Source organism: Marinibacterium profundimaris (genome assembly GCF_002210095.1).
Lineage (GTDB): Bacteria > Pseudomonadota > Alphaproteobacteria > Rhodobacterales > Rhodobacteraceae > Marinibacterium > Marinibacterium profundimaris.
The window spans coordinates 192,706-211,478 of sequence record NZ_AQQR01000001.1 but is presented as its reverse complement, the minus strand read 5'-3'; the positions used below and the strand labels follow the sequence as shown (position 1 = coordinate 211,478).

Annotated in this window: 16 protein-coding genes; 8 read left to right on the top strand and 8 right to left on the bottom strand. The window is 65.5% G+C overall.

Going from position 1 to position 18,773, the window contains the following annotated elements:
• Positions 1 to 73: 73 nt before the first annotated feature.
• Entirely contained in the window at positions 74 to 1,453 is a 1,380-nt protein-coding gene (locus ATO3_RS01030; protein WP_088647940.1) for a sensor histidine kinase, read from the top strand.
• Between the two features lie 232 nt (positions 1,454 to 1,685).
• Complete coding sequence (locus ATO3_RS01025) at positions 1,686 to 2,420, top strand: acyl-homoserine-lactone synthase (RefSeq protein ID WP_233151988.1); 735 nt, start codon at positions 1,686 to 1,688, stop codon at positions 2,418 to 2,420.
• A 48-nt stretch (positions 2,421 to 2,468) separates the two neighbouring features.
• On the opposite strand, the gene ATO3_RS01020 is transcribed toward ATO3_RS01025, so the two are convergent.
• On the bottom strand, positions 2,469 to 3,296 hold the full coding sequence (locus ATO3_RS01020) for a metallophosphoesterase (RefSeq protein WP_158217879.1): 828 nt from the start codon (positions 3,294 to 3,296) through the stop codon (positions 2,469 to 2,471).
• A 264-nt stretch (positions 3,297 to 3,560) separates the two neighbouring features.
• On the opposite strand from ATO3_RS01020, the gene edd reads away from it, so the two are divergent.
• Together edd and eda are read left to right on the top strand one after the other, a co-directional pair.
• Positions 3,561 to 5,378: a phosphogluconate dehydratase gene (gene edd / locus ATO3_RS01015; protein WP_088647937.1), complete on the top strand. Its 1,818-nt coding sequence runs from the start codon at positions 3,561 to 3,563 to the stop codon at positions 5,376 to 5,378.
• Positions 5,375 to 6,022 (top strand): bifunctional 4-hydroxy-2-oxoglutarate aldolase/2-dehydro-3-deoxy-phosphogluconate aldolase, encoded by a 648-nt coding sequence (eda, locus tag ATO3_RS01010; protein WP_088647936.1) that lies wholly within the window; start codon positions 5,375 to 5,377, stop codon positions 6,020 to 6,022. The genes edd and eda overlap by 4 nt, the downstream gene beginning before the upstream one ends.
• A 232-nt stretch (positions 6,023 to 6,254) precedes the next feature.
• Here the strand turns inward: eda and ATO3_RS01005 are convergent, their stop codons facing one another.
• On the bottom strand, positions 6,255 to 6,824 hold the full coding sequence (locus ATO3_RS01005) for a YcbK family protein (RefSeq protein WP_088647935.1): 570 nt from the start codon (positions 6,822 to 6,824) through the stop codon (positions 6,255 to 6,257).
• 326 nt (positions 6,825 to 7,150) lie between these two features.
• Between ATO3_RS01005 and ATO3_RS01000 the strand changes: the two genes are divergently transcribed.
• The 4 genes from ATO3_RS01000 to ATO3_RS00985 all read left to right on the top strand — a co-directional run bounded on the left by ATO3_RS01000 (position 7,151) and on the right by ATO3_RS00985 (position 11,507).
• On the top strand, positions 7,151 to 8,755 hold the full coding sequence (locus ATO3_RS01000; protein ID WP_088647934.1) for a L,D-transpeptidase family protein: 1,605 nt from the start codon (positions 7,151 to 7,153) through the stop codon (positions 8,753 to 8,755).
• A 35-nt stretch (positions 8,756 to 8,790) separates the two neighbouring features.
• Positions 8,791 to 9,888 carry a UDP-3-O-(3-hydroxymyristoyl)glucosamine N-acyltransferase gene (lpxD, locus tag ATO3_RS00995; protein ID WP_088647933.1) on the top strand — a complete coding sequence of 366 codons (1,098 nt, stop codon included), beginning with the start codon at positions 8,791 to 8,793 and terminating at the stop codon, positions 9,886 to 9,888.
• Positions 9,889 to 9,949: 61 nt separating this feature from the next.
• Positions 9,950 to 10,207 carry an acyl carrier protein gene (locus ATO3_RS00990; protein WP_088647932.1) on the top strand — a complete coding sequence of 86 codons (258 nt, stop codon included), beginning with the start codon at positions 9,950 to 9,952 and terminating at the stop codon, positions 10,205 to 10,207.
• 91 nt (positions 10,208 to 10,298) lie between these two features.
• Positions 10,299 to 11,507, top strand: a complete 1,209-nt coding sequence (locus ATO3_RS00985) for a beta-ketoacyl-[acyl-carrier-protein] synthase family protein (protein WP_088647931.1) — start codon at positions 10,299 to 10,301, stop codon at positions 11,505 to 11,507.
• 56 nt (positions 11,508 to 11,563) lie between these two features.
• Here ATO3_RS00985 and ATO3_RS00980 read toward each other — a convergent pair whose 3' ends face one another.
• The 6 genes from ATO3_RS00980 to ATO3_RS00955 form a co-directional block, all read right to left on the bottom strand.
• A complete protein-coding gene (locus ATO3_RS00980) occupies positions 11,564 to 12,205 on the bottom strand; it encodes an invasion associated locus B family protein (protein WP_088647930.1) in 642 nt (213 codons plus the stop codon).
• 1,094 nt (positions 12,206 to 13,299) lie between these two features.
• Positions 13,300 to 14,604 carry a branched-chain amino acid ABC transporter permease gene (locus tag ATO3_RS00975; RefSeq protein ID WP_088647929.1) on the bottom strand — a complete coding sequence of 435 codons (1,305 nt, stop codon included), beginning with the start codon at positions 14,602 to 14,604 and terminating at the stop codon, positions 13,300 to 13,302.
• A complete protein-coding gene (locus ATO3_RS00970) occupies positions 14,601 to 15,611 on the bottom strand; it encodes a branched-chain amino acid ABC transporter permease (protein WP_088647928.1) in 1,011 nt (336 codons plus the stop codon). The genes ATO3_RS00975 and ATO3_RS00970 overlap by 4 nt, the downstream gene beginning before the upstream one ends.
• A gap of 187 nt (positions 15,612 to 15,798) precedes the next feature.
• A complete protein-coding gene (locus ATO3_RS00965; RefSeq protein WP_088647927.1) occupies positions 15,799 to 16,620 on the bottom strand; it encodes an ABC transporter ATP-binding protein in 822 nt (273 codons plus the stop codon).
• 48 nt (positions 16,621 to 16,668) lie between these two features.
• Positions 16,669 to 17,454 carry an ABC transporter ATP-binding protein gene (locus tag ATO3_RS00960; RefSeq protein WP_088647926.1) on the bottom strand — a complete coding sequence of 262 codons (786 nt, stop codon included), beginning with the start codon at positions 17,452 to 17,454 and terminating at the stop codon, positions 16,669 to 16,671.
• Between the two features lie 92 nt (positions 17,455 to 17,546).
• Positions 17,547 to 18,728 carry an ABC transporter substrate-binding protein gene (locus ATO3_RS00955; protein WP_088647925.1) on the bottom strand — a complete coding sequence of 394 codons (1,182 nt, stop codon included), beginning with the start codon at positions 18,726 to 18,728 and terminating at the stop codon, positions 17,547 to 17,549.
• Positions 18,729 to 18,773 lie beyond the last annotated feature (45 nt).

Sequence of the window (18,773 nt, the reverse complement as noted above, 5' to 3'; positions counted from 1 at the left end):
CCCCAATTCGGGCGAATTGTAACCTTTTCGCAAAGGCAGTCTGGCCCGGGTCCCACCAGAGGGGGAGACTTCGATGGCCCTCATCGAGCAGACTGAAAGAGAACCGGGCCTTCGGGATCGGGCACAGGAACGGAAACAGGAACGCCAGCTTCGCGATTACGTGACGATCACGCGCAAGCTGGTGTGGCAACGCCAGGCGATCTTCTTCGCGGCGACCATCCTCGCCGCGTCGTATTACGACGCCTCGATCGCCTTCACGACATATGCGGCGGTGCTGGCGACCGAGATCGTCGACCACGTGCTGGCCTACAAGGTCGAGGCCTGTTCCGACGGCACCATCGGCCCCGAGCGCGCCCGCAGTTTCCTGCGCTGGCTGCTGGCGAACACGGTGCTCAGCGCGCTGGCGATCTGCACCTTCGTGTTCTCGCTGGCGATGCAGCAACCGCCGGGCGAACATTTCACCCCTCTCTTCTTCCTCTTCGCCGCGGCCCTCTTTGCCGCGATGAACAATCACCAGCTGATCCAGGCGCTGATCCTGCGGCTGCTGATCTACGGGGTCACCTTCCTGGCGATTGGGATCCTGGACCTGATCCGGGTGCGGCCACCGCTGGATTCGATCCTGTGGCTGCATTTCTTCACGACGCTTTTCGTTCTCTACTTCATCATCGATTGTTCCTATGTCTTCCTGCAGCTCTACCGGGCGAACCTGACCCATCTCGACAAGATCACGCAGGAACACAGCCGCACCAAGGCGGCCTACAAGGTGAAGTCGGACTTCGTCTCGACCGTGAGCCACGAGCTGCGCACGCCGCTGACCTCGATCAAGGGCTCGCTGGACCTGATCAACACCGGCATGCTGGGGGAGATCCCCGAAAAGATGGCCCCGATCCTGGCCATCGCCGGGCGCAATTCGGGCCGTCTGGCGGCGCTGATCAACGACATCCTCGACCTGCAGAAGATCGAGTCCGGCGAGATGAACTATCGGTTCGAACCGCTCGACGTGCGCGCGCTGATGGAAGAGGCGGTGGAGGCCAACCAGGGCTTTGCCGAGAATTACGACATCCAGCTGACGCTGCTGGCCGGGACCGATGCACCGCTTTACGTGCGCGGTGACGAGGTCCGGCTGATGCAGGTCCTGACCAACATGTTGTCCAACGCGATCAAGTTCTCTCACGAGGGAGGCGAGGTGCAGGCCGGCTACGACGTCGTCGGCACCCGCGTTCGGCTGTTCGTGCGCGACCAGGGGGTCGGGATCCCCGCGGATTCACGCGACAAGGTTTTCGACAAGTTCAGCCAGCTCGACAGTTCGGACCAGCGCAAGGTCGGCGGCACCGGCCTGGGCATGAGCATCTCGCAGCAGATCATCGAACACCACGGTGGGGTCATCGATTACGACAGCGCCCTGGGCGAGGGAACGACCTTCTATATCGATCTCGATATTCAGGACGACTGATTCTCCCTACTTTGTTGAAATCGTTACATTCGTTAACGAATAGACCCTTAACAAATTAAGGGTTCTTGTCGAATAATCGCACATCCTGGGGTGAGGTGAGGGTTATTGGTGTCGCGAGGCACACGGTTCGCCTACGAATGATTGAATGAGGCGAAAATTAGTCAAAATTGGGTGGACATGACGGCGGGCAAACCGCCACTCTTGTTCCAAAAACGAGAAAAGAGCCACCTAATTGAAACATACCCGCAAAACACTTGCGGCAGCATCGTCCTCGGATACCTTTCCCGAGCTTGTTCCGGCACATGCGCCGGAGCAAGATTCCCAGCCCGATGTACAGCCGAGCCTCGCCCGGTTGAACGGGCGTGCGCCTCAGGGACATCTCAAGGCGACGGTGCTGTCCTTTGAAACCGTCGGCGACCATGGCGACCTGCTGGTGAACTACCTGCGGGCGCGCAAGGCCACGTTCATCGACCGTCTGCACTGGAAGCTGCCCCATGCGGACGGGATGGAGTTCGACCAATACGACACGCCGCAATGCCGCTGGATCATCCTCCACGAATTCGGAGAGATCCTGGGCGGTGTCCGCCTGCTGCCGACCACGGCGGCCTGCGGGGTCTACAGCTACATGCTGCGCGACGCGCAGAAGGGGTTGCTGGACAGCATTCCGTCCGATTGCCTGTTCCTCGACGCCCCTGTGCTGCCCATGGTGTGGGAGGCCTCGCGCCTCTTCGTGACCGATGGGGTGCCTGCCAACCGCCGGCATGACGTGCAGGGGCTGCTGATGCATACCATGGCCCGAACCGCCGCCGATGCCGGCGCGCGCTACGTCATCGGCATTGTGCCTTACGTCTTTTCGCGCTGGCTGCGGCGGCTGGGGCTGGCCGCGCTGCCGGTCGGGCCGCGCTTTACCATCGACCGCACCACCAGCCAGGCGGCGCTGTTCAACGTGTCCCGCTACATCGACTGAACGTCGGGCGGTGCACGCCAATCTGCTGAGCTGCGATCGCGCTCGCGCTCAGATCACCACCTGCTCGGCAGGGGGATCGGTCGGCACCGTCTTCACGGAAAGCCGGCTGCCGTCCCAATCGTGCAACCGCAGCTTCAGCGGAACGATCCCGGCCGTGCGCGGTTTGCCCTCGGGCAGGGCATCGAAGGCCGGCATGTCAGGATCGATGAAGACACAGCTTGCCTCGGCCGCCGCGACGATCGTACCTGCCCAGTGAACGGCGGTGTCGCTGTGCACGTGACCACAGGCCAGCCGCAGCACGTCGTGGCCCCGCAGCACCTCCGCCAGCCGGTCTGCCCCGTCAAAGCCGAAGCCGTCCATGAAGGGCAGGCCCATGGGGCAGGGCGGATGGTGCAGGAAGATTAGCGTGGGTCGGTCGTCCAGCACCGACCGCAGCCAGTCTGCCTGATCCTCGGGGAAAGCGCCGCCGGTCTCATGCTCGACGATGCTGTCGAGCCCAATGACATGCAACCCGTCGACGTCCATGGAGAAATTGAGCCAGGGCGCACCCTGCCAACGCTGGTCGGGGAAGGCGCAGGCCAGGGCGGTGCGCCCATCGTGATTGCCCGGCAGGATCCGCAGCGGCGCTGTCAGACCGGCCAGGACCTCGGCCGCGGCGGCGTATTCGGCGGGCCCTTCGGCCAGCGGGCCCAGCTCCACCACGTCCCCGGTGTGGATCACCAGGTCGGGCGCCAGTGCGTTGACTGCATCGACCTGCCGGCGCAGTCGCGCGGCGGAGTCGACCTGTCCTTTCCAAAGCGTTCCACGGGCGGTGACATGGCTGTCGGTGAGTTGCACGATACGTGGCATCCCGGCATTCTCCGTGATCAGGATCAACGGGCGCATCCCTAACCGGCCCGGCCCGGCGCTTGAAGCCTGTCGCCCGGGACGTGGCCGTGGCATAGTGCCTCTCGTGACCACGTGGCAGATCCCCGAACCGGCCCGGAGGGAAACAGAACCTGCTGGGGCGTGTTTCCTCTGGAAATTCCGAGGAAACGATGTTAGCGCAATCATGAGCCCTGACAGGGCTTCCACGACAGGGCCCGGGAGCGGCCCGGCAGGGACCGACGGCTTGCCAGGAAAGCGGAAAGGAACCGGACCATGACTCTGAATTCCACGATAGACAAGGTGACGGACCGGATCCGGACGCGCAGCCGTCCGAGCCGCGAGGCCTATCTGCAGCGTATCGGCGCCGCCCGTGACAAGGGGCCTGCGCGCGCGCACCTGTCCTGCTCGGGCCAGGCCCATGCCTATGCCGGGGCCGGTGCCGACCAACAAGCGCTGGCGATGGAAAGCGCCGGCAACCTCGGCATCGTCACCTCGTACAATGACATGCTTTCTGCCCACCAGCCGTTCGAGCGTTTTCCCGAACTGATCCGCGAGGCCGCGCGCGAGGCGGGCGGCACCGCGCAGGTCGCCGGCGGCGTGCCGGCCATGTGCGACGGGGTCACCCAGGGCGAGGCGGGGATGGAGCTGTCGCTGTTTTCCCGCGACGTGATCGCTCTGGCGACCGGCGTGGCGCTGTCGCACAACACCTTCGACGCGGCGGTCTTCCTGGGCGTCTGCGACAAGATCGTGCCGGGGCTGGTGATCGGGGCGCAGGCCTTTGGCCACCTGCCGGCGGTCTTCCTGCCGGCCGGCCCGATGACCAGCGGCTTGCCCAATGACGAGAAGTCCGAGGTGCGCAAGAAATTCGCCTCTGGCGAGGTCGGGCGCGAGGAGCTCATGCGCGCCGAGATGGCCGCCTATCACGGCCCGGGCACCTGCACCTTCTACGGCACGGCCAACACCAACCAGATGCTGATGGAATTCATGGGCCTGCACCTGCCGGGCGCCAGCTTCGTCAACCCGAACACGCCGCTGCGCGACGCGCTGACCCGCGAGGGCGCCAAGCGCGCGCTGTCGCTCTCGGCGCTTGGCAACGATTACACCCCGGTGGGCGAGATCCTGGACGAACGCGCCTGGGTCAACGGGATCGTCGGGCTGCATGCGACGGGCGGCTCTACCAACCTGGTGATCCACATGGTCGCCATGGCGCGGGCCGGGGGCATCGTGCTGGACTGGGAGGATTTCGCCGAGCTGTCGGAAACCGTGCCGCTGATGGCGCGCGTCTATCCCAATGGCCTCGCGGACGTGAACCATTTCCATGCCGCAGGCGGCCTTGGCTACATGATCGGCTCGCTCCTGACCGAGGGGCTGCTGCATGAAGACACCCGCACCGTGGCGGGCGACGGGCTGAACAACTACACGGCCGAGCCGAAGCTGGTCGATGGCGCCCTGACATGGGAGCCGGGGTCCGGCGAAAGCCTGAACGAGAAGATCCTGCGCTCTGCCGCCGATCCGTTCCAGGCGACCGGCGGGCTGAAGCGTCTGGCGGGATCGCTGGGCGTGGCGGTGATGAAGGTCTCTGCCGTGGCCGATGAACACCAGGTGGTCGAAGCGCCGGTGCGCGTCTTCCACGACCAGGACGAGGTCAAGGCCGCGTTCAAGGCGGGCGAGTTCACCGATGACGTGATCGTCGTCGTCCGGTTCCAGGGCCCCAAGGCCAACGGCATGCCCGAGCTGCATTCGCTGACGCCGCTGCTGTCTATCCTGCAGGGCAGGGGACAGAAAGTGGCCCTGGTCACCGATGGCCGCATGTCCGGCGCCTCCGGCAAGGTGCCCGCCGCGATCCATGTCTCGCCCGAGGCGCTGGACGGCGGCCCGATCGCGCGGCTTCAGGATGGCGATCTCGTTCGGGTCGACGCCAAGGCCGGCACGATCGAGATCCTGACCGAGGGCGTGCTTGCCCGCGAGAATGTCGTGGCCGACCTGTCGTCGGTCCAGGCCGGAACGGGCCGCGAATTGTTCGCCATGTTCCGCAACACTGTCAGCACCGCCGACAGCGGTGCCACCATCTTCACGGAGATCCCAGCATGACCCCGCAAGAGGCCAGCGCGAAAAGCCGCGAGATCTGTCTGCTCGCCCCCGTCATCCCCGTGCTTGTCGTCGACGATGCGGGCTCTGCCGCGTCGCTGGCAAAGGCGCTTGTCGCGGGCGGCCTGCCCGCGCTGGAGGTGACGCTGCGCACCCCGGCCGCGCTCGACGCGATCCGGGCCATGGCCGATGTCGAGGGCGGCGTGGTTGGCGCGGGCACTCTGGTGACGCCCGCGGACGTGCGCGCGGCCAAGGCGGCCGGCGCGAAATTCGGGGTTTCTCCCGGGGCGACCGACGCGCTGCTGAAGGCCTGCGAGGACGAGGACCTGCCGCTTCTGCCCGGTGCCGCCACCGCGTCCGAGGCGATGAAGCTGCTGGAACGTGGCTACGACGTGATGAAGTTCTTTCCGGCCGAGGCCTCGGGCGGGGCCCCGGCGTTGAAGGCGATCGGCGGTCCGCTGCCGCAGATCTCGTTCTGCCCGACGGGGGGCGTGTCGACCGGAAATCTCAACGATTATCTAAGCTTGCCGAACGTTCTCTGCGCTGGCGGCAGCTGGGTCGCCCCGGCCTCCCTGGTCGATGCGGGGGAATGGGACCAGATCGAGAAACTGGCCGCCGACGCCATTACGCTCGCCGGCAAGGGCTGAAGGTCCCGGGCCCTGAAACGCGCAACGGCGCCCCAAAGGGACCCCGCTTGCAGCGCCTTTGACGGCGCGCCGATCAGTCTGGCGAAAAAATGGCCCCGACACCGCGTGATCGGGACAACGCGCGGTCGTGCCGGGGCCAGTGGACACAGGGTACGCGGATCCTGGTCAGGCCGACCGGGTCAGCCTGACAGAACCTTGTTCTACAAGGAAAGTCCGATGAAGGTCCGGGGCGTCAGCCGCCCCAGGTGCGCACCGGTCCGCAGTCCATATGCACGAAGTCCGAGCGCGAGTAGCGTCCGACGCCGCCGCCATGGCATGCCTGTGCCGCGCGGGCCATCTGGCTGACCGAACGCGAGGCAAGCCGAAGATCGGCGGCCTGGCCCTTCATGTGAAGCGAATTCTTGGCGACACCGGAGGACCGGCGGCGCAGCATCGCGTTCGTCTCGGGGCTGCGGTAGCCCGAGAGAAGCATGTAGGGTTCGCTGACATCCATGAGATTGTGGGCGGCGGCCATGATGTCGACAGTCCTGCTGTCGATGGTCAGGCGCTGGTCGTTCCGCCAGTCACGCATGAAATGCGTGATCTCTTCGAGGGCATCCTTGATGTAGTTGCCTTCGATCCAGTACACCATGTCGATCCGTTCGCCGGTTCGGCCGGAATACATGCGCAGGCGCCTGATGTCCCCGCCTCCGCGAAGGAAGCCTGCTGCGCTGGAGTAGGTGGGCGCGACCGTGATGGCCGATGCCGCGAATGCACCCAGAAGGGCGCGGCGGGTGAAACCCGCTGAGCTGCTTTGTTTCATTACCTGCGTCGTCCCGTACGCTTTTTCTGCCTGCCCGCGATGTTACGCGAGCTTTGTTTTCACTCATCCCCACAAGTGACGTGGAACTTATGGCACGCTCGTGCGTTTTGACCAAGCCGCGACTGTTTTGAAGTTTATGTGTCACTGATTTTCGGCAAGTTCTCGCGCAGTAAAAGAGCTCAGTTGCCCTATTGTCACAGCAATGCCCCGATTTGTTGCCCTGCCGCGACGGGTCTTACACTGGCCTAAAAGTGAGTGGACAAGGCCGCCCGGCATATCCCACGCTTTTGACAGTTTATTCAGATGTTTCCAGTCGAGTCTCACGCATGAAACCCAACCGCTTTCTCTCTGCCTGCCGCACGCTCGGGGCTGTTGCTGCCCTGGCGATCTGCGCGGGATCCGTTTCCGCTCAGCAGATTACCGCCTTTCAGCAGGTTCTTGCCGCTGCCTCCGCGGAAGAGAGCGCTGTCGGGACATTTTATCGCACGAATGGCTATCAGCCGATCTGGACCGGCCCGTCCGAGGAGGCCCGCGAACGGCGTGCAGCGCTCTTCGACGCGCTTGACCAGGCCGCGCTGCACGGGCTTCCGGTCTCGCGCTACGACGTGCCGGGCCTTCGCGCGCGCATGGCCTCGGCGCGCACCATGGCCGATGTGGCGCGGGTCGAGGCGGAGCTGAGCGAGACCCTCGTCGAATTCGCCGCCAACCTGCAGTTCGGGGCGCTGACCCCGGGGCGGGTTGTCCCGGACATCCGGCGCGAGGTGCCTTATACCGATCGCACGCTTTATCTGTCGCAGTTCGCGCAGATGACGCCGGCTGCCTTCTTCCGCGCGCTGCCGCCGCAGACCTCGGAATACCGCGCGCTGATGAAGCAGAAGCTGATCTTTGAACAGCAGATGCTCGAAGGCGGGTGGGGCGCCACGGTCAATGCCTCGGTGCTGGAGCCCGGCGATAGCGGCAATGGCGTCGTGGCGCTGCGCGACCGGCTGGTGCGCATGGGCTACCTCGATCGCAGCCTGTCGCGCGACTATGACCAGAAGATGCGCAGCGCGGTGGAGCGCTTTCAGGCCGATCACGGGCTGACGGTCGACGGCGTCGCCGGCGCTGACACGATGAAGGAAATCAACGTCTCGATGGAGGCGCGCCTGAAGTCGGTTCTCGTGGCCATGGAGCGTGAGCGCTGGACCAACATGGACCGGGGCGACCGCCACATCTGGGTGAACCTGACCGATTTCAGCGCGAAGGTGATCGATGACGGCAAGGTGACGTTCGAGACACGCTCGGTGATCGGCGCCGACCGGGGGGACCGGCGCAGCCCGGAATTCTCGGACGAGATGGAGCACATGGTCATCAACCCCAGCTGGTATGTCCCGCGCTCGATCGTCACCAAGGAATACCTGCCCAAGCTGAAGCGCAACCCCAACGCGGTGAGCCATATCGAGATCACCGACAGCCGGGGCCGCCGGGTGAACCGGAACGCCGTGAACTTCGCCGCGTACTCGGCCCGCTCCTTCCCGTTTTCGATGCGCCAGCCGCCATCGCGGCGCAACGCGCTGGGGCTGGTGAAGTTCATGTTCCCGAACAAGTACAACATCTACCTGCACGACACGCCGCAGAAGGCGCTCTTTGATCGCGAGGTGCGGGCCTTCAGCCATGGCTGCATCCGCCTCGCCCAGCCGTTCGAATTCGCCTACACGCTGCTTGCGCGGCAAAGCGACGACCCCAAGGCGACGTTCCACTCGATCCTGGACACCGGGCGCGAGACCAAGGTCGAGTTGGACCAGAAGGTGCCGGTGCATATCGTGTACCGCACGGCCCTGGCCGACGACCGCGGTCAGATCGAATACCGCCGCGATATCTATGGCCGCGACGCCGCGATCTGGGAGGCTCTGGCGGCGCGAGGGGTGGTTCTGCAGGCGCAGGGCAGCTAAGACCGCACCTGATCAAGGATCGGGTGAGGTTCCAGATGACACACAGAGTCGGAGACATTGCCGCCGCCATTGGCGCGACGCTCGAGGGTGACGGCGATATCACCATCACCCACGCGGCGGAACCCGATGCCGCGGGTCCCGACGCGCTGGCACTGGCCATGTCGCCCAAATATGCCGAGGCCCTGTCGAAGGGCGAGGCGCGGGCCGCCATCGTCTGGCCCGGCGCCGACTGGCAAGCCATGGGGCTTGAGGCCGCGATCATCGCGCCGCGCGCGCGGGTGACCATGGCCGGGCTGACGCGGATCTTCGACCCGGGCCAGGGGTTCGCCCCCGGCATCCATCCCCAGGCACTGGTCGATCCCGGTGCGGAAATTGGCGCCGATGTCTCGATCGGACCCTTCAGCGTCATCGCCGCCGGGGCCCGGATCGGCGACCGCACCACGATCGGCCCGCTCTGCTACGTGGGAACCGGCAGCGTGATCGGCGCCGACAGCTTCCTGCGCGAACATGTCAGCATCGGCGCACGGGTCCGCACCGGCGCGCGCCTCGTCGTCCAGCCCGGCGCGCGGATCGGCAGCGACGGGTTCTCCTTCGTTACGCCCGAGAAATCCAGCGTCGAGGCCGCGCGCGAAGAGTTCGGTACCTCCGAAGCCGAGGGAAGCGCTGGCCAGGCCTATCTGCGGATCCATTCCCTGGGCGGGGTCGAGATCGGCGACGATGTCGAGGTTGGCGCCAATACCACGATCGACAGCGGCACGATCCGGCCCACCAGGATCGGAAACGGCACCAAGCTCGACAACATGGTCCAGGTCGGACACAACGTCACGGTCGGGCACGATACGCTGCTGTGCGGTCAGGTGGGGCTTGCCGGGTCCTGCCGGGTCGGCAACAACGTGGTTCTGGGCGGCCAGGTGGGCGCGGCTGACAATATCTTCATCGGCGACGGCGTTGTCGCGGCCGGGGCCACCAAGATCACCGGAAACGTGCCGGCGGGCCGCGTCATCATGGGCTACCCGGCGACGAAAATGGAAACCCAGGTCGCCATGTACAAGGCGATGCGCCGGCTGCCGCGTCTGTTGGACGAAATTGCCAGGCTGCAAAAGGCGGTTTTCAAGTCACCGTCGAATGATTAAGTCACGCCTCGAGACAGGGGCGCCCCCAGCCAGGGGCCGGACCGGAAATCAGGGGACGGGCATGAACATCAAGGATCGGGTCATCCGCATCATCGCGGAGCAGGCGGTATTGGAACCGTCGGACGTCACGCCCGACAGCACGCTGGAGGACCTGGGCATCGACAGTCTGGGCCTGGTCGAGAGCATCTTCGCCATCGAGGAAGAGTTCGACATCAACGTGCCCTTCAATGCCAACGAACCCTCGCAAAGCGATTTCGACATCTCGAACGTTGCGTCGATCATATCCGGGGTCGAGGCGCTGATCGCGCAGCAGAAATGACGAGACCCGGGGCAGGGTGCGCATCCGCAGCGGGGGCCGTGCAGGGTCCCCCGGGGTGTGAAACGGTCCGGGCAGGCGACGGGGAACAGGCATGAAACGGGTGGTGATCACCGGTGCGGGCACGATCAATGCGCTCGGCCATTCCGTGGATGACACGCTCGAGGCGATGCGCGAAGGGCGCTGCGGCATCGGCAAGCTGGAATTCCGCGATGTCGAACGCCTGGCGATCCAGATCGGCGGGCAGGTGCGCGGGTTCGAGGCCGAGGGCCGCTTCAACCGCCAGCAGATGACGCTCTACGATCGGTTCACGCAATTCACGCTTTTCGCCGCGCAAGAGGCGATCTCGCAGTCCGGGATCGAGTTCGTGGGCGACGATGCGGCGCGGTCGGGCGTGGTGCTGGGCACCGCCGGCGGCGGCGTCAGCACCTGGGACGACAATTACCGGTCGGTCTACGAGGACGGCAAGAACCGCGTGCATCCCTTCGTCGTGCCGAAGCTGATGAACAATGCGGCCGCGAGCCATGTCTCGATGGAATACAACCTCAAGGGCCCGTCCTTCACCGTCTCCACCGCCTGTGCCTCGTCGAACCACGCCATGGCGCTGGCCTTCGACATGGTCCGGCGCGGCATGGCCCCGGCGATGATCACGGGCGGCGCCGAAAGCATGCTGTGCTTCGGCGGGGTCAAGGCCTGGGAAGGGCTGCGGGTCATGTCCAAGGATGCCTGCCGCCCGTTCAGCGCCAACCGCAACGGCATGGTCCAGGGCGAGGGCGCGGGCATCTTCGTCTTCGAGGAATACGAGCACGCGCGCGCCCGGGGGGCCGAGATCCTCTGCGAGGTGGTGGGCCAGGCCATGTCTTCGGACGCGGCCGATATCGTCATGCCGTCGAAACAGGGGGCGGCGCGGGCGATGTCCGGGGCGCTGAAGGATGCGGGGATTTCAGGCGACAGCATCGGCTATATCAATGCCCACGGCACGGGGACGGCCGCCAATGACAAGACCGAATGCGCCGCGGTCGCCGATGTCTTCGGGCCCCATGCGGATTGCCTGAAGATCTCGTCGACGAAGTCGATGCACGGCCACCTGATCGGCGGCACCGGCGCGGTGGAACTTCTGGCCTGCATCATGGCCGTGCGCGACGGGGTCCTGGCCCCCACGATCGGCTATGAAGAGGCCGATCCGGAATGCGCGCTCGACGTGATCCCGAATGAGGCGCAGGAGGTCAAGGTCGACTACGCGCTTTCGAATGCCTTCGCCTTCGGCGGGCTGAACGCGGTTCTGGCGGTGCGCCGGGTCTGACCGGCGACGCGAGTGTCAGGGCAAGGTGGCCGGGGTTTCCCCCGGCCTGTCCGTTCTTACTGGTTGCTGACCACGTCGACCACGTCGAACCCTGCGGTGAAGCCCGACAGGGACATGGTCAGGTTGATCGGCTGGTCCGGCGCCGGGGCGGGCACCAGCGTCACGGTGGCGGAGCGGCCGGCCTTGAACGCATCGACATCCGCCTGGGTCAGGCCGATCTGCGCGATGCAGCCGACTTGGTTGCAGAACTGGTAGTTGTAGCGCTTTGCCGCGCCACCATCGACCGAGATCGTCAGCTGCCCGGGCAGGAAGGTTTCCAGCGGCACGATCACCGTGGCGCCGGCCACGGCCTGCGCGCCTTCAAGCCGGAACAGCGACACCTCGGCGACCGCGTTGTCGGTGTCGTCAAGCAGCACCTGCACCAGAGAGCAGGGGTCGTTGTCCGTATCGGTCCGGATGCAGGCGAGGTTCCAGTCGCCATGGGTTTCCTTGACATAGCGCTGGCCCACGGCCGGGCCCTGCTGGACAGGTTGCCCCATGTCCAGTTCGGGCGACTGCGGCGCGGCCTGGCCGGTCTCTTGGGTGGTCTGGCCGGCCTCTTCGGTCTGGTCGGGTGCCTCGTCGCTCTGCTGCGCCGTGGCCATGCCAGCCACGAACATCAGGGCGGTCAGCGACAGGGCGGTCAGGGATCTCGACATACTAGCCTCGCGTTAACTGTTTTGAGCTTGGCGATGACCTAGCACGCCCTCTGGGACGTGTCAGCGTCGGAAAGCGCCCCTCGGCCGCGATTTTTGGCGCCGGAGGCCGCTGTGGGCGGCAGCTGTCCGGAAAGAGGCAGGAGTTGGTGGCACTCGCCCTCTGGGCTGGCGCGCGACCTGCGTAACTCAACCAAAGGAGGAAAGGCGGCGCATGCCCCTGGGCTGGTTATCGAACGCGGCCCGTCAATGCGCCGATTTCATGGCCCTGGCCTTTGCCGATCCGGAACGCAACCTGCCGTTGCGGAAGGGGATGGGAAGGTCCCGAAATTCGAAAAGGGAACCGCAAAGGTCCCCTTTTCATTATAGTTTCTCCCCGTCGGACCGGCCGACTTAGTTATGTCGGGGAGGTTACGAAAGGCTGTGACGCCGGTCAATACACAAGACCTGTCGCCCCGCGGCAATCCCCTTGCCATACTGACGCCGCCAAACTTTCAGGCACATCCCGCGGGACGCAACGGGCGGCACGTCCGGGCCTGTTTCAAGGGCGGCAGGGCTTTGCTCGCGAAAGGCGTCGCCGGTCGAGTTCGTGGCTTAAATCTGTTCTTGGAGCGTATAAAGCCGACCGCGCTTCGGGTGCTTCGTGCGCCTCGCACAGGCGGATATTGCGCGGCATCACGGCCCGAAAGGGGCGCTCCGATCAGCATCAGACTACGTGGCGTGACACGGAGGCAGGCTGAAGGGTGGCGCGGTCCGTCCCGTGAGCGCAATTTCCCCGTTAGACATCGCGCCCTGTGCCGGGCGAAAAAAAGCCGTGCCCGAAGGCACGGCCAGTCTGACAGGGAGGAAGTTCGTCCGCGACCACGACAAGCGCAACCGCGAACAGGTGCCACTATTGCAGTCAAAGGTTAACTTTCCGTGGTCTGCCCCGTACCCTGCATCAAGATTGAAGGAGGACCTTGCCTGGCCCGCCGCCCAGCGCGCCCGGCCGAAGGCAAGGACCATGGTTTTGGCTTGCGCGGAAGATTTCAACCCCGTGCAAGACGTCCGGCACGCCGCCGGTGGGACGCGCTCGGCAGATGCCAGCGGGGGCTTTCTCAGGCCTCGGGGATCAGCCCCCGCGGACTGAACCGCAGCACCACGAGCAGCACCACACCCATGGTCAGCAGCCGCATATGCGCCGCACTGTCCAGCAGGTGCAGACGCAGGGCGCTGTCTTCGGCCATGCCGGATGTCACGACCTGGATCAGGAACAGCCCGATCGGCTCCACCTGCACCCAGAGGAACCAGATCAGCAAGGCCCCCAGCACCGCGCCGAAATTGTTGCCCGAGCCGCCGACGATCACCATCACCCAGACCAGGAAGGTGAAGCGCAGCGGCTGGTAGGTGCCCGGCGTCAGCTGGCCGTCCAGCGTCGTCATCATCGCACCGGCCAGCCCGCAGACGGCCGAGCCCAGGATGAAGATCTGCAGGTGCCGCCCGGTGACATCCTTGCCCATCGCCTCGGCCGCGACCTCGTTGTCGCGGATCGCGCGCATCATCCGGCCCCAGGGACTCTTGAGCGCCATCTGCGCCATCCAGAGCAGGACAAGCAGCACCACAAGGAACAGGATCGAATAGCCGACCTTTACGTAAAGCGTCGAGGCCGTGACCGGGTCGATGCCAAGCCCAGCGGCGCGTTCGACAAAGCCCGGATCGTTCTGCAGGTCGATCTCGTACGGGACGGGGCGGGGCAGGCCGACCACGTTCTTCACGCCGCGCGCCAGCCAGTCCTCGTTCTTCAGCACGGCGATGATGATCTCGGCGATCCCCAGCGTGGCAATCGCCAGATAGTCCGAGCGCAGACCCAGGGCCGTCTTGCCGATCAGCCAGGCCGCCCCGGCCGCAAGAAGCCCACCGACCGGCCAGGCCAGCAGCACCGGCAGGCCCAGCCCGCCAAGATAGCCGGTGGCGGCCGGGTTCACCGCCTCGACCGCCTCGACCGACGGATCGAGGACCGCGCGATAGACGAAGAACCCCACCACAAGGATCCCCGCCATCGCCAGCGCCCGTCCGCGGCCCCGCGGCAGGCGCCGGTAGGCGATGATCGCGGCAACGATGGTCCCCGCGCCCAGCAGCAGTCCGGCCAGCACGCCCAGCCCCCCGGCGGCCCAGGCCTCACCCACGGGCGGCATCGACACCAGGACCGCGCCCAGCCCGCCAAGGGCCACAAAGCCCATGACACCGACGTTGAAGAGCCCGGCAAAGCCCCATTGCAGGTTCACCCCGATCGCCATCACCGCCGAAACCAGCCCCATGTTCAGGATCAGCAGGGCCGAGTTCCAGCTTTGCATCACCCCGGTCAGCAGGATCAGCAGGCCGACCAGGGCGAAAAGCAGCGTATTCTTCACAGGTGCGCTCATACCGATTTCCCCCGGAAAAGGCCCGTCGGACGGAACAGAAGCACGATCAGCAGGATGATGAAGCTCACCGCGAACTTGTAATCCGTGCTCAGCAGCTGCACGAGCCCGTCGGGCTCAAGGCTTTCGGGCAGGGTGTAGCCCAGAACCTTTTTCCAGGCATAGGTGATCGTGACCTCGGAAAAGGCGATGATGAAGCCCCCGGCAATCGCCCCGATGGGCGAGCCCAGCCCGCCGACGATGGCCGAGGCGAAGATCGGCAACAGCAGCTGGAAGTAGACGAAGGGCTTGAACGACTTGTCGAGCCCGTAAAGCACGCCCGCCACCGTCGCCAGCGCCGCCACGATCAGCCAAGTGTACATGACGACCCGTTCGGGGTTGATGCCCGAGAGCAGCGCGAGATCCTCGTTGTCGGAATAGGCGCGCATCGACTTGCCGGTGCGCGTGCGGTTCAGGAACCAGAACAGCAGCGCCACGACAATCACCGCCGTGACGATGGTGATGCCTTGCGTGGTCTTGAAGGCCAGCCCCTCGTCCAGCCCGGTCATCTCCTTGAAGGTCCGGGCCGAGATGATGAAGCGTTCCCCGTCCGAGAACCTCTGGTCATCTGGCCCGATGATGAAGCGCGTCAGCCCGTTGTAGATGAACATGACGCCCATCGAAACGATCACCAGTATCACGGGCTTGGCCTTCTGCGCCCGGTAGAAGCGATAGACCATCCGGTCGGTCACCAGCACCAGCGCCATGCAACCCAGGATCCCGAAGGGCAGGGCCAGCAGCGCGGTCGGCAGCGGCCCGAAGGAGATCCCCACCGATTGCATCCACCAGGTCACCAGCACGGTCACCATGGTCCCGATCGCCATCGTGTCGCCATGGGCAAAGTTGGAAAACCGCAGGATCCCGTAGATCAGCGTCACCCCCAGCGCCCCCAGCGCCAGCTGCGAGCCATAGGCGACGGCAGGGATAAAGACGAAATTGGCGAAGGCCACCAGCGCGTTCAGCAGATCCATCAGCGCGGTCCCCGTGCGGCGCCGTCGCCGGTCATTTGGTCGAACGCCATCATTCGAAAGCCTCGCATTGTCCCGGTGGTCCCCCGGGGTCTCCGGACGCAGGCGCCCCGTCCCAGCCGGTCAGTCCCAACCGCATCCTTGCTGTGTAGGGTGGGGTTCACCCCACCGCGTCGCTGTTCCGCACCGCTCATCCGCCCAGGAAACTCCGCCGCACCTCGGGGTCCTCCAGCAGCTCCTTGCCGGTGCCCGTGTAAGCGTTCCGCCCCTGCACCAGCACGTATCCCTTGTCCGCGATCTCCAGCGCCTGGCGCGCGTTCTGTTCCACCATCAGGATTGGGATCCCCGTCCGCGCCACCTCGATGATCCGGTCGAAAAGTTCATCCATCACGATGGGGCTGACCCCGGCGGTGGGCTCATCCAGCATCAGTACCTTGGGCTCCGTCATAAGCGCGCGGCCCACCGCCACCTGCTGGCGCTGCCCGCCCGAAAGCTCTCCGGCCGGCTGATTGCGCTTTTCCTTCAGGATCGGAAACAGGTCATAGATCTGCGCCATGGTTCCGGAAAAATCGTCGCGCCGGATGAAGGCGCCCATCTCAAGGTTCTCCTCAACCGTGAGCGAGGTGAAAATGTTCGAGGTCTGAGGCACGAAGCCCATCCCGTTCACCACCCGGTCCTGCGGGCTGAGATCGGTGATGTCCTGACCGTCGAGCCGCACCGACCCCTGCCGCAGGTCCAGCATGCCGAAGATCGCCTTCATCGCCGTTGACTTGCCCGCGCCATTGGGGCCCACGATCACTGCGATCTCGCCCCGGTTCACCGCCACCGTGCAGTCATGCAGGATGTCGGGCCCAGCCCCATATCCGCCCGTCATGCTGTCCCCGATCAGGAACGCCTCCGCCGTCTGCCGCGCACCCTTCGTCCCCGGCCGCGCCACCAGAGTGCCCACGCCGTCCGGGTTGGCAATCGAGCGATCCCGGTTGCCGCGATCATCATAGGCCCCGCCGCTCACGCGCCACGTCCATTCTTCATCTTTGCAGAAATACCCAATCCCGCCCCCTCAGCCCGCGCCCGCGGCGGCCTTGTTCTTCAGCCCGGTGCCCAGATAGGCCTCGATCACCTGCTCGTTGGCCTTGATCTCGTCCAGCGTCCCCTCGGCCAGCACCTTGCCCTCGGCCATGCAGATCACCGGGTCGCAAAGCCGGCCGATGAAATCCATGTCATGCTCGATCACCACGAAGGTATAGCCGCGCTCCTTGTTCAGTCGGACGATCGCGTCGCCGATCGTGTTCAGCAGCGTGCGGTTCACGCCCGCGCCGACCTCGTCCAGAAAGACGATCCGCGCGTCGACCATCATGGTGCGCCCCAGCTCCAGCAGCTTCTTCTGACCGCCCGAAACCTGGCCCGCCTTGTGATCGGCCAGGTGCTCGATGGTGAGAAACTCCAGCACTTCGTCGGCCTTGGCGGCCAGCGCGCGTTCCTCGTCGGCGATACGCTTCCGTCCGAACCAGGTGTTCCACAGCGTTTCGCCCGATTGTCCGCCCGGCACCATCATCAGGTTCTCGCGGCAGGTCATCGAGGAGAACTCGTGCGCGATCTGGAACGTGCGCAGCAGCCCCTTGTGAAACAGGTCATGCGGTGGCAGCCCGGTGATGTCCTCGCCATCCATCGTCACCCTGCCGGAGGTCGGCTCCAGCACGCCCGCGATCACGTTGAACAGCGTGGTCTTGCCCGCGCCATTGGGCCCGATCAGCCCGGTGATCGAGCCCCCGGAAATCTCCAGCGAGGCGCCATCCACCGCGTGGAACCCCCCGAAATGCTTGTGCAGATCCTCGACGACGATCATGCGTCCATCCCCCGCGCCGTTTTCCGGCGTCTACGTATCAATCCGGCCCGGGCGCAAGACCCGGGCCGGCGGTCAGAGGCCGTAACCTCGGGTCAGCGGTACTTCACGGTCGAGATGACGCCATCCTCGACCACGATCTCGCGGTAGTTGCCGGCGCTTTCGCCAGGGCCGATCAGCTCGACCGCGGTGGCGCCGACGTAGTCGACATCGCCGCCCTCGGCGAGGATCTCCAGCGCCTTGCCCAGCTCGCCGGGCAGGATCGGCTCACCGGGGGCGTTGGCGACCTCCATGACCTTGTCCTTGTAGACCGACGGATCCGACGATCCCGCCGCCTGCATCGCCAGAAGCATCAGCGCCGCGGCGTCATAGCTTTCCGGCGTGAAGGGCGATGTGCTGTCGAAGGCGTCACCGACGATCTCGGCGAAGACCGTGGCGCCCTCGCTGTCGGTGCCTGGGTGCTGTCCGGTCGATCCCTCGATCTCGTCGCCGAAATTGGCCTCCAGCTGCGTGCCGATCATGCCGTCGGGGAAGTGGAACGTGTCGAAGGCGCCGGTGTCGAGAGCCGCGCGCACGATGCCCGATCCGCCCTGGTCGACGTAGCCCGCGACCACCAGCCGGTCACCGCCGGCGGATGCCAGCGCGCCGACTTCGGCCGAGTAATCCGCCTTGCCGTCTTCATGCGCGGCGTTGATCGTCACCGTGCCGCCGGCCTCTTCGAAGGCTGCCTGGAAGCTGTCGGCCAGGCCCTTGCCGTAATCGTTGTTGGTATAGGTGACCGCGACTTCCTCGATCCCCTGTTCCATCAGCACCTCGGTCATCACGACGCCCTGGCGGGCATCCGACGGCGCGGTGCGGAAGAACAGGCCGTTGTCGTCGGCGGTCGAAAGCGCCGGCGAGGTGGCGGAGGGCGAGATCATCACGACGCCGTTCGGCACCGCGGCATTCGACAGGATCGCGCTGGTCACGCCCGAGCAATCCGCGCCCATGATGCCCTTGACCCCGTCCGAGGTGATCAGGCGTTCGGCCGCGGCCGTCGCGGCGCCGGCATCGACACAGGTGCTGTCGGCGCGGACCGGGGTCACGGTGGAGCCATCCAGCAGCAGCCCGCTGTCCGACACTTCCTTGATGGCCAGCTCGGCGCCGTCGGCCATGGACGGCGTCAGCGATTCAATCGGGCCGGTGAAGCCCAGGATGATGCCGATCTTGATGTCCTCGGCCTGGGCAGCCCCGGCCGTCAGAGCGGCAGCCGCAGTGGCGGCAAGCAGCTTTTTCATTGTTTTGTCTCCCGTGTTGGAACAGATGTTCGCTGAAGACCGTAA